Origin of the sequence: Acidovorax soli (assembly GCF_900107605.1) — a bacterium.
Taxonomy (GTDB): Bacteria; Pseudomonadota; Gammaproteobacteria; order Burkholderiales; family Burkholderiaceae_C; genus Acidovorax; species Acidovorax soli.
The window spans coordinates 100,860-112,237 of sequence record NZ_FNQJ01000004.1 but is presented as its reverse complement, the minus strand read 5'-3'; the positions used below and the strand labels follow the sequence as shown (position 1 = coordinate 112,237).

The window sequence follows — 11,378 nt, the reverse complement described above, 5'->3', positions numbered from 1 at the left end:
CCATGGGCTTCATGACCTGGAGGGAGAAAAGCGCCGACGCGCTACAACAAGGCGGCGTGATCGCACCCGATGAGCGCCTGCCCTGGCCGCAAACGGGCGCCATGGGCGTGCAGCACGTCATTGCGATGTTCGGCGCGACGGTACTGGCGCCCATCCTCATGGGGTTCGACCCCAACCTGGCCATTTTGATGAGCGGCATCGGCACGCTGATCTTCTTCCTCGTCACCGGCGGCAAGGTGCCCAGCTACCTGGGTTCGAGCTTCGCCTTCATCGGCGTGGTGATTGCCGCCACGTCCTATGCCGGCAAGGGGCCCAACGCCAACATCGGACTGGCGCTGGGCGGCATCATCGCCTGCGGCCTGCTCTACACCGCGATTGGGGCCATCGTGCAGATCGTGGGCACCGGCTGGATCGAGCGCTTCATGCCGCCCGTGGTGACAGGCTCGGTGGTGGCGGTGATCGGCCTGAACCTGGCCGGCATTCCCATCAAGAACATGGCCGCCAGCAACTTCGACAGCTGGATGCAGGTGGTCACCTTCGTCAGCGTCGGCCTGGTGGCGGTGCTCACGCGCGGCATGGTGCAGCGCCTGCTGATCCTGGTGGGCCTGGTCGTGGCCAGCATCATCTACGCCGTGCTGACCAACGGCCTGGGCCTGGGCAAGCCACTCGATCTGTCGGCCGTGCTGGCCGCGCCCTGGGTCGGCCTGCCCAACTTTGCGGCCCCGGTGTTCAGCGCGCCGGCCATGCTGCTGATCGCGCCGGTGGTCATCATCCTGGTGGCCGAGAACCTGGGCCACATCAAGGCCGTGACGGCCATGACGGGCAAGAACCTCGACCAGTACATGGGCCGCGCCTTCATCGGCGATGGCATCGCCACCATGGTCAGCGGCGCGGCCGGCGGTACCGGGGTGACCACCTACGCAGAAAACATCGGCGTGATGGCAGCCACCAAGATCTATTCCACCGCCGTGTTCCTGGTGGCGGCGCTGATCGCCGTCGTGCTGGGCTTCAGCCCCAAGTTCGGTGCCGTGATCCAGGCGATTCCGTTGCCGGTGATGGGGGGCGTGTCCATCGTGGTGTTCGGCCTGATCGCCGTGGCGGGTGCCAAGATCTGGGTGGACAACAAGGTCGATTTTTCACAGAACAAGAACCTCATCGTGGCCGCCATCACGCTCATCCTGGGCACGGGCGACTTCACGCTCAAGTTCGGCCAGTTCGCGCTGGGCGGCATCGGCACCGCCACCTTTGGCGCCATCTTGCTGTACGCGCTGCTCAACCGCAAAGGCGGATGAGCGCCGGCCGTTGATACGGGTAAACCCTTAGCGTTTCGCCCGGCCCGGCTAAAATCCGCAGGTTGACCCGGCGCACCCGGTGCGCCGGTGCCCATCCACCGTTGCGGAGTTTTCCCCCATGTCCCTGGCTGATCGGGTACGCCACCCTGCCTTTCTTCAACACGTCATGTCGGCCGAAGCGGCGGCGGCGCTCATTCCCAGCGGCGCCAATGTCGGCATGAGCGGTTTCACCGGCGCGGGTTACCCCAAGGCCGTTCCCCAGGCCATTGCCACCCGTGCCAAGGCCGAGCATGCCGCCGGCAAACCCTACAAGATCAACGTCTGGACAGGCGCCTCGACCGCCCCCGAACTCGATGGTGCCCTGGCCGCAGCGGATGCCCTGGGACAGCGCCTGCCCTTCAACACCGATCCGACCTGCCGCGCCAAGATCAACGCGGGCGAGATCGACTTCATCGACATGCACCTGTCGCACGTCGCACAGCACGCATGGTTTGGATTTCTCGGTCCCATGCATGTTGCCGTGATCGAAGTGCTGGGCGTCACGGCCGACGGCCTGCTGATCCCCTCCACAGCCGTGGGCAACAACAAGACCTGGCTGGAGGTTGCCGACCAGGTGATCCTGGAGGTCAACACCAAGACTTCGGCCCGGATGGAAGGCATGCACGACATCTACTACGGCACGGCCATTCCGCCGCGCCGCGTGCCCATCAACATGACCCATGCGGACGACCGCATCGGCCAGCCCTACCTGCGCGTGGACCCGGCCAAGGTGATTGCGGTGGTCGAGACCCACCAGGGCGACCGCGACAACGTGTTTGCCACGCCGGACGAGAACTCCAACAAGATTGCCAGCTACATCATCGACTTTCTCGCGCACGAGATGAAGATGGGCCGCCTGCCCAAGGAAATGCTGCCCATCCAGTCGGGCGTGGGCAACGTGGCCAACGCGGTGCTGGCCGGCCTGCTGCACGGGCCTTTCGAGAACCTGCTGGGCTTCACCGAAGTGCTGCAGGACGGCATGCTGGACCTGCTGCGGGCGGGCAAGATGGGCAAGGCCTCCGCCACGGCGATATCGCTGAGCCGCAGCGCCTACGAGGATTTCGAGAAGAACATCGACTTCTACCGCGAGCGCATCATCCTGCGCCCCCAGGAAATCTCCAACCACCCCGAGCTGGTGCGCCGCCTGGGCATCATCGCCATGAACTCGATGATCGAGGCCGACATCTACGGCAACATCAACTCCACCCACTTGATGGGCACGGGCATGATGAACGGCATCGGCGGCTCGGGCGACTTTGCGCGCAACGGCTACCTGTCGTTCTTCGTCACGCCCTCGGTGGCCAAGCACGGCGCCATCAGCTGCATCGTGCCCATGGTCTCGCATGTGGACCACACCGAGCACGACACGCAGATCATCGTCACCGAACAGGGCCTGGCCGACCTGCGCGGCCTGGCGCCGCGCCAGCGCGCCCAGGTCATCATCGACCGCTGCGCGCACCCCGATTTCCGCCCGCAGCTGCAGGACTACTTCGACCGCGCGCGCCAGCAGGGGCCACAGCACACGCCGCACATCCTGGGCGAAGCACTGTCCTGGCATGAGCGTTTCGTGAAAACCGGCAACATGCGCCCGGCCTGACCGGGCGGCGCGGTGGCGACACCCGCCACCGCGCCGGCGCACAGATAATGCCGACCACGCTGGCACTGCCTGCCCCAAGGAGCCCCATGTCCGTCTGGAAGAAACCCATTTCGCTGTCTCTGCTCAACGAGACCAATGCCCGCACCGCTGCCACCCACCTGGGCATGGAAATCACCGAGGTAGGTGACGATTTCCTGCGCGGACGCGTGCCGGTGGACGAGCGCACCCGCCAGCCCTTCGGCATCCTGCACGGCGGTGTCAGCGTGGTGCTGGCCGAAACCCTGGGCTCCATCGGCGCCTTCTACGCCTGCCCCGAAGGCCACCGCGGCGTGGGGCTGGACATCAATGCCAACCACATCCGAGCCGTATCCAGCGGCTGGGTCACGGGCACGGCCCGCCCCGTGCACATTGGCCGCACCACGCAGGTGTGGCAGATCGACATGGCCAACGACGCGGGCGAGCTGACCTGCGTGTCCCGCATCACCATGGCCATCCTGGCGCCGAAGTAAGGTTCATCCCCCTGTGGCGCTGCGCGCCTTCCCCCTTCTCTCGACTTGCTGCGCGCGTCGGGAAGGGGGACACCACGGCGCGGCGGGGCGGCCCTTGCGCGGTGGTCCTGGTGGGGGGCGGCGCCCGTTTCAGGGGCCGGTTACGACGCAAAAGTTCTGCGAAAAAACGGCTCTGGCGCTGATCGAAAAAGCACCGACAGCTATCTTTTCAACAGCATCAATCAATCAACGTCTTTATCGGCACCTCGCGCCAGGCGCTCGCTCTTCCAGTACACGTCGTCCCCGCCGTCCATGCGGTTGAGCACGCGCGACAGCACGAACAGCAGGTCGGAGAGCCGGTTGAGGTAGTGGCGCGGGGTTTCGCGTGCGGCTTCCTGTTTGCCCAGCGCCACCACGGATCGCTCGGCGCGGCGCGCCACGGTGCGGCATACATGGGCCTGGGCCGCGGCGCGCGTGCCGGCAGGCAGGATGAACTCCTGCAGGCGTGGCAGCGCCGCGTTGTAGTGCGCCAGCGCCGCATCGAGCTGCAGCACGGCCTCGTCCTTGAGCAGTTCGAACCCCGGAATCGACAGCTCGCCGCCCAGGTTGAACAGCTGGTGCTGCACGTCGATCAGCAGCTCGCGCACATCCTGCGGCAGGGGCTCGCACAGCAGCAGGCCCAGGTGCGAATTGAGTTCGTCCACATCGCCCATGGCATGGGGGCGCGGGCTGTCCTTGGACACGCGTGTGTTGTCGCCCAGGCCGGTGGTGCCGTCGTCGCCCGTACGGGTGGCGATCTGTGTGAGTCGGTTGCCCATGTGTGCTCCTTGTACTGCGGCACACATTGTCCGTTACACCAGGCAGGCAAATGTTGGCGGGGGCAACAGCAGGCAAAACTGCTGGTCCTGCACTGCGGTCTGCGGTGCAATGAAACCCTGTTCAACTTTGACGGAGCTCTTCATCCCATGAAAGCCATTCAACGCCGCACCTCTGCCTTTGACGCCCGCAGCGTACTGTTGTTCGCCGCACTCTCGCTCGGCGGCACCGCTGCCCTGCAGGCCCAGACCGCACCGGCCACGGCGCCCAAGACCCAGGGGGTTCCATCGCTCGGACCCGCCACGTCTTCTCCCAAACCCGCCGGGCCCGCTGGGATGAGCCCTTCGGCCACGGCTGCCTTTGACCGCGCCGATACCAATGCCGACGGCAAGCTCAGCCCCGAGGAAGCCGCCGCATTGCCGGCCATTGGCAACCGCTTCGAACAGCTCGACACCGACCGTGACGGCAGCCTGTCGCGCGCCGAGTTCGACAAGGGTGCCAAGCCCTGACCCATCCAACGCCGGCGGCGCGATAGCCGCCACTCCCCTTGAAAGCGCTGCGCCGTGGTGAGGCTTGCCGCCCCATCACGGCGCATGGGCAGGTGCCCGGTGGTATTCTTTTGCGCTACCCGGAGACCGCCATGAACGCCCCTGCCACCGCCTCGCACCTGCTGCCCGCCATCCATCTGCGCGAGGTGCCGCAGGCCCTCATCGATGCGCTGCAAAACCGCTTTGGTGCGCAGTGCTCGCTGGCCCAGGCCGTGCGCGAGCAGCATGGCCGCGACGAAGGCTCGCTGCAGGCCCCACCGCCCTCGGCCGTGGTGTTTGCCGAAAGCACGCGCGACGTGGCCGATGCCGTGGCGCTGGCCAGCCAGTACGAGGTGCCGGTGATTCCCTACGGCGCCGGCTCGTCGCTCGAAGGCCACCTGCTGGCCGTGCAGGGCGGCATCAGCATCGACGTCAACCGCATGAACCGGGTGCTCAGCATCAACGCCGACGACCTCACCGTGACGGTGCAGCCCGGCATCACGCGCAAGGCATTGAACGAGGCCATCAAGGACACCGGCCTGTTCTTCCCCATCGACCCCGGTGCCGACGCCAGCATCGGCGGCATGGCCGCCACGCGCGCCAGCGGCACCAACGCCGTGCGCTACGGCACCATGCGCGAGAACGTGCTGGCGCTCGAAGTCGTCACGGCCAGCGGCGAAGTCATCCGCACCGGCACGCGCGCCAAGAAGAGCAGCGCCGGCTACGACCTCACGCGCCTGATGGTGGGCAGCGAAGGCACGCTGGGCGTGATCACCGAAGTCACGGTGCGCCTGTACCCGCTGCCCGAGGCGGTCAGCGCGGCCATCTGCTCGTTCCCGAGCATCGAGGCCGCCGTGCGTACCACCATCCAGACCATCCAGCTCGGCGTGCCGATTGCCCGCGTGGAACTCATCGACCGCCACAGCGTGCGCATGGTGAACGCGCACAGCAAGCTCAGCCTGCGCGAAGAGCCCATGCTGCTGATGGAGTTCCACGGCTCGCCCGCCAGCGTGAAAGAGCAGGCCGAGACCGTGCAGGAGATCGCCCGCGAGTTCGGTGGCAACGCCTTTGAATGGGCCAGCACGCCCGAGGAACGCACGCGGCTGTGGACGGCGCGGCACAACGCCTACTTTGCCGCCGTGCAAAGCCGCCCCGGCTGCCGCGCCATCAGCACCGACACCTGCGTGCCCATCAGCCGCCTGGCCGACTGCCTGCTCGACTCGGTGCAAGAGGCCGAAACCAGCGGCATCCCCTACTTCCTGGTCGGCCATGTGGGTGACGGCAACTTCCACTTTGGCTACCTGCTCGACCCGAACATCCCCCAGGAGCGCATCACCGCCGAAGCCCTGAACCACCAGCTGGTGGCGCGGGCGCTGGGCATGGGCGGCACCTGCACCGGCGAGCACGGCGTGGGCCTGCACAAGATGGGCTTTCTGGTCGACGAAACCGGCACGGGCGCGGTGGACATGATGCGCGCCATCAAGCGGGCGCTGGACCCGAAGAACATCCTGAATCCGGGGAAGATTTTTGCGCTGTGAACTGACAGCACGGATTTCAGAAGCGCCGCTTGCGGCGCTTTTTTATTGCCCTGACCTTACCCCTGAGAAGTGGAATGCTTAGGGCGTGTTCAACATCTTTTGAACACCAGCGCCAGGAAAGCCTGATGGATGAACTGCGGGCTGGTGTTGAGCAGCCTCTTGCAGTTCTTCCACCCCCCGTTTTTCCAGGTCTGCGCGGCAGAGCCAGGTCATTGCCGCTGCCGTGCGGCAGGGGCAATGCGTGCATCGGGCAGGGCTGCAAGCTGCTGCCGGGGCCGATGTGGGGCGACCTGCAATGCCGGGAAAACCCTGAGCCCCGGACCTTGCCAGGCGCGGCTTCTGCCCCTAAACTTCCAACATATCAGAGGTCAGATAACTGAAGTCAAGCAAGATGAATGTCTCCACCCATCCCGGAACCGCCTGCGGCTATCCCGATCTTCCCCAGCCGTTGAAGCACGGCGCGGGTGCGCGGGTGGCGGGCACGGTGTATGCGGGCCTGGGTTCCGCGGGTTCGGCATGGTTCGGGTTGAGCCTGGCGGCTCCTTCGCCGACCTGGGTGGCGCGGGCGCCCTTTCCCGGCACCCCCCGTGAGCAGGCAGTGGCGGTGGCTTCCGCTGGCGCCGTCTATGTGTTTGGCGGGCTGGGCGTGGCGGCCGACGGCCGCAGCCAGGTGCTGTTCGATGACATCCACCGCTACGACCCCGTGGCCGATGCCTGGGAGTTGCTGCCGGTGCACGCGCCGGTGGGGCTGCTGGGCGCAGCGGCCTGCGCGCTGGCCGATGGCCGCATTCTGTTCCTCGGAGGGGCCAGCAAGGCCGTGGTGGAAGGGTTCTTTGCCCGCCTGGCCGAGGCCGGGGATGATGAGGCGCAGCGCCTGGCCGTCACGCGGGACTACCTGGGGCGCGAGCCGAAGGCCTATGGTTTCCATGCCGAGGCCCTGTGTTTCGACCCGGTGACGCAGCGCTGGCAGGGGCTGGGCCGCCTGCCGTTCGCGCCCACGCTGGGCGCCGCCGTGGCCCGGGAGGGCGGGTGCGTGGCCTTGGTCCAGGGCGAACTCAAGCCCGGACTGCGGTCCCGCGATGCCTGGCAGGCCCGGGTGGGCGCCACAGCGCTGGACTGGCAGCCGCTGCCCTGTCCGCCAGCGGCCGGCGGTGCGCCGGAGCCGGAGGGGCTGGCCGGTGCCTTTGCCGGTTATGTGGACGGAAGCCTGCTGGTGGCAGGGGGCACGAATTTTCCAGGCGCCTGGGCGCAGTACCGGGCGGGCCGGCGGTACGCGCATGAAGGGCTTGCCAAGACCTGGCATGGCGATGTCCATGCGCTGGTGGGCGGTGCGTGGCGCCGCGTGGGGTCGCTGCCCTGGGGGCTGGCCCATGGGCTGGCGTTCCCCGTGCCGCAGGGGCTGCTGCTGGTCGGTGGCGAACGGCAGGGCGGCGCGGCCAGTGCCGCCGTGCAGTGCCTGCGCTGGGATGGCATCGCGGCCCACGGTTGCGCCCAAGGTGACAGGCCATGACGCAAGGTGTCGCATACTTGGTATGCCCTCTTAAGACTTCTGTTGTCCGACGAGTGGCGTCCGCCCAATGAACACCGAAGGGAATCAATCCATGGCCACCCGTGTACCCGCATACCGACAAGCCCAGTTGGAGATCAAACGCTTTATCGAAGTCAATCGCCTGGGGATGGGCGATCCGCTGCCGCCCGAGGCCGTGCTGGCCAGGGAGCTGGGCATCAGCCGGCCGTCGCTGCGCGAAGGCATGAAGGCGCTGGAATCCCTGGGGATCGTCGAGTCGCGCCATGGCGAAGGGGTCTTCGTGGCGCCGTTCTCGTTCGACACCATCATCGAGAACCTGCCGTATTCCATCGTTGCCGACGGCAAGAGCCTGTACGACCTGCTGCAGGTGCGGGCGGCCATCGAACTGGGCGTGGTGACCCAGGTGGTGGACCGGATCAGCCCCCAGGACAAGGCGCGCCTGCGCGAACTGGCCGAACGCATGATGGCCGCCGCCAAGGAGGGCCGGGACTTCGAGCAGGAAGACGGCGAGTTCCACGCCACCATGTACCGTTGCCTGGACAACCCCTTCCTGTCGCGCCTGATCGACCTGTTCTGGCGGGTGTTCCACCGCCTCAACCAGTCGGACACCGCTCCGGACCATTGGGCGCTGGAGTCCACCGCCCAGGACCACCTGCGCATTGCCGAAGTGATCGACCGGGGCGACAAGGCCGCCTTGCTGGAAGAGCACCAGAAGCATTTCCGCGCCATCTTCAGCCGCCTGCAGCAGGCCGCGTCCCAGGGCACTGCGGCACAGGGGCGGCAGGCCCAGGCGCTGGTGCAGCAGGTGGCCGCTGGCGGCCTGGACCTGGCGGGCCGGCTGGAGCGATTGAACAAATGACACGCTGCCGGCCCGTGCCGCCGGTGCGATTTCTGCCCCTCACCCCTCACCCTCAACCCGCAACCCGCAACCCGCAACCAAGGATAGATGACATGGTATTGAAGAGAAGTCTCGCTGTGGCCGGCCTGCTGATGACCATGGCCCTGGGGGCCCAGGCGGCCGACAAGGTCCTGATCGGGGCCTTTGACGTCGGCCCGGGTGGCAACCCGCAGAAGTTCAACCCGCTGACGGCCAGCGCGGGCTTCACCTGGTACAACAAGTACTTCAATACCCTGGCGCTGTACGACGTCAACTTCGAGCGCATCTCGGGCGATCTGGCCCAGGGCTGGAGCGTCTCGCCCGACGGCAAGGCCATCACCTTCAACCTGCGCAAGGGCGTCAAGTGGCACGACGGCAAGCCCTTCACCTCCAAGGACGTCAAGTTCACCCTGGATCTGGTGCGCAACCCTGACCTGGGCAGCGTGTTTGCCCCGCGCCTGGACAGCGTCACGGGCATCGCCACCCCCGACCCGCAGACGGTGGTCCTCACGCTGAGCGAACCCAACACGCCCATCCTGGACACGCTGACCAACCTGATGATCGTGCCCGAGCACCAGCTCTCGGGCATCTCGGTCAAGGATCTGCGCAACGCCGACTGGTGGCGCGCCAGCCCGGTGGGAACCGGGCCATTCAAGTGGAGCAAATACGAGGCCGACCAGTATGTCGAACTGGTCGCCAACCCCGACTACTTCCGGGGCCGCCCCAAGCTCGACAAGCTGATCAACCGCTACTACAAGGACGGTGGCGCGGCCGCGATTGCGCTGCAGGCGGGCGAGATCCAGTTCAGCTACCTGACCATGGACCAGGTCAAGGAAAGCCAGAAGAATGGCGCCTTCAAGGTGGTTTCCGGCGCCTCGCAGGTGCTCAACTACCTGGGCTTCAACAATGCCGAGCCACGCTTCAAGGACGTTCGCGTGCGCCAGGCCATGATGATGGCGATCGACCGCGCCAGCATCGTCAAGAGCCTGTACGGCGGGCAGGCGGTGCTGGGCAACTGCATCTACACGCAAAAGCAGTACGTGGCGGGCGACCTGAACCCCTACGCCTACAACCCCGCCAAGGCGCGCCAGCTGCTGGCAGAAGCGGGCTGGAACGGCATCAAGGGCGAGCCCCTGGAGCTGCTGACCTACTACGGCGACCAGCTCTCCAAGGACGTGGTGGCCACCATCCAGGCCCAGCTGGCCGATGTCGGCGTCCAGGTCGTGCCCCGCTTCCTGGACGGCCCGGGCTTCTCCCGGGTGGTCGACTCCGGCCGGTTCACACTGGTGTTCGCGGGCGGCGGCAACGGCCCCGAGCCGGACACGCTGGCGCCGCTGCTGGACTCGGCCTACGCGCCCCCCAAGGGCCTGAACCGGATGCGCGTGGCCTTGCCCGAACTCGACAAACTGTTCGACGAAGGCCGCCAGGAAACCCAGGCCGCCAAGCGGCCCGAGATCTACAAGAACATCTGCCGCGTGACCAACGCCAAGCTGCCCTGGGGGCCGCTGTGGGTCTCTCACCGCTTTGGCGGTATTGGCAACAAGGTGCAAAACATGGTGTGGACCCCCGCGCCAGGCGGGGGCCGCTACCAGGACAACGCGGAAACCTGGAGCATTCAGTAAGGGGGCACGCTGGCCCGCGCATTCAGGGGAATGGCGGGCCGCACAAGACCCTCGCGATGTGACTGCAACACCCGGCAAGCCGCCGGGGTGGATCGACTCATGCCTGCATTTTTGCTCAAACGCCTGCTCGTCAGCCTGCCGACCTTCCTGGCCATCCTGGCCCTGGTCTTCGTGCTTGTGAACGCCGCGCCTGGCGACCCCGTGGATGCCTTCGTGCCGCCCGGCCAAAGCCTCAGCCTGGAGCAGAAGGAGATGCTGCGCCACGAAATGGGCCTGGACCGGCCGCTGCCCGTGCGCTTTGGCCTGTGGCTGGCCCAGGTGGCCCGCGGGGACCTGGGCTACCGCTACAAGGACGGTGAACCCGTGTACCGCACCATCATGTCGCGGGTGCCCGCCACGCTGATGCTCACCTTCGCTGGGCTGGGCCTGGGCGCGGTGCTGGGCGTGGCGCTGGGCCTGGTGGCGGCGCGCCGGCCCCATGGCAAGCTGGATTTCGCGTTGTCGCTGCTGGCCTACCTGGGCATCAGCGGGCCGGCCTTTTTGCTGGGCATCCTGGCGATGTATGTGTTCGCGCTGCTGCTGGGCTGGTTCCCGACGGCGGGCTACGCCACGCCGGGCGACGGCAGCTGGCTGGACGTGCTGCACCACCTGGTGCTGGCCTCGGTGCTGTCGATCCAGTTCATTGCGATCCTGATGCGCTACACCCGCTCCAGCGTGCTGGAGGTGCAGAGCCAGGATTTCATGCGCACGGCCAGTGCCAAGGGCTTGAGCCGCACCCAGGCCTTGCTGTCGCACGCGTTCCCGAACGCCCTGATTCCCATCGTCACGGTGATCGGCGCCAATTTCAGTGCGCTGATAGGCGGCGCCGTGTTCCTGGAGACGGTGTTCTCCTGGCCCGGCATGGGCACGCTGTTCATCGACGGCGTCGAGACGCGGGACTACCCCCTGATCATGGGCATCACGCTCTTCATGGCGGTCGCCATCCTCGCGGTCAACGTGCTGACCGATGTCATTTACGCGTGGATCGACCCACGCATCTCCCTGCGCTGAAGCC

At 66.7% G+C, this 11,378-nt stretch carries 10 protein-coding genes; 9 read left to right on the top strand and 1 reads right to left on the bottom strand.

Translation table 11 applies throughout. The features are described 5' to 3' along the window. Positions 1-2 precede the first annotated feature (2 nt). The 3 genes from BLW02_RS05135 (at position 3) to BLW02_RS05125 (ending at position 3,437) form a co-directional block, all read left to right on the top strand. Complete coding sequence (locus tag BLW02_RS05135; protein WP_092697313.1) at positions 3-1,292, top strand: solute carrier family 23 protein; 1,290 nt, start codon at positions 3-5, stop codon at positions 1,290-1,292. A gap of 118 nt (positions 1,293-1,410) precedes the next feature. Further along, complete coding sequence (locus BLW02_RS05130) at positions 1,411-2,928, top strand: acetyl-CoA hydrolase/transferase family protein (protein WP_092697312.1); 1,518 nt, start codon at positions 1,411-1,413, stop codon at positions 2,926-2,928. 86 nt (positions 2,929-3,014) lie between these two features. After that, on the top strand, positions 3,015-3,437 hold the full coding sequence (locus tag BLW02_RS05125; RefSeq protein ID WP_092697311.1) for a hotdog fold thioesterase: 423 nt from the start codon (positions 3,015-3,017) through the stop codon (positions 3,435-3,437). Positions 3,438-3,658: 221 nt separating this feature from the next. On the opposite strand, the gene BLW02_RS05120 is transcribed toward BLW02_RS05125, so the two are convergent. Beyond that, complete coding sequence (locus BLW02_RS05120; protein ID WP_092697310.1) at positions 3,659-4,234, bottom strand: cob(I)yrinic acid a,c-diamide adenosyltransferase; 576 nt, start codon at positions 4,232-4,234, stop codon at positions 3,659-3,661. A gap of 147 nt (positions 4,235-4,381) precedes the next feature. On the opposite strand from BLW02_RS05120, the gene BLW02_RS05115 reads away from it, so the two are divergent. From BLW02_RS05115 to BLW02_RS05090, 6 genes are all read left to right on the top strand, one after another. Continuing rightward, complete coding sequence (locus BLW02_RS05115; protein ID WP_092697309.1) at positions 4,382-4,741, top strand: EF-hand domain-containing protein; 360 nt, start codon at positions 4,382-4,384, stop codon at positions 4,739-4,741. A gap of 131 nt (positions 4,742-4,872) precedes the next feature. Continuing rightward, entirely contained in the window at positions 4,873-6,297 is a 1,425-nt protein-coding gene (locus BLW02_RS05110) for an FAD-binding oxidoreductase (protein WP_092697308.1), read from the top strand. 391 nt (positions 6,298-6,688) lie between these two features. Next, positions 6,689-7,807 (top strand): YjhT family mutarotase, encoded by a 1,119-nt coding sequence (locus BLW02_RS05105; protein WP_092697307.1) that lies wholly within the window; start codon positions 6,689-6,691, stop codon positions 7,805-7,807. A gap of 91 nt (positions 7,808-7,898) precedes the next feature. Then, on the top strand, positions 7,899-8,684 hold the full coding sequence (locus tag BLW02_RS05100; protein WP_159433767.1) for a FadR/GntR family transcriptional regulator: 786 nt from the start codon (positions 7,899-7,901) through the stop codon (positions 8,682-8,684). 92 nt (positions 8,685-8,776) lie between these two features. Continuing rightward, a complete protein-coding gene (locus tag BLW02_RS05095) occupies positions 8,777-10,324 on the top strand; it encodes an ABC transporter substrate-binding protein (protein WP_092697305.1) in 1,548 nt (515 codons plus the stop codon). 99 nt (positions 10,325-10,423) lie between these two features. Further along, entirely contained in the window at positions 10,424-11,374 is a 951-nt protein-coding gene (locus tag BLW02_RS05090) for an ABC transporter permease (RefSeq protein WP_092697304.1), read from the top strand. Positions 11,375-11,378: the final 4 nt, after the last annotated feature.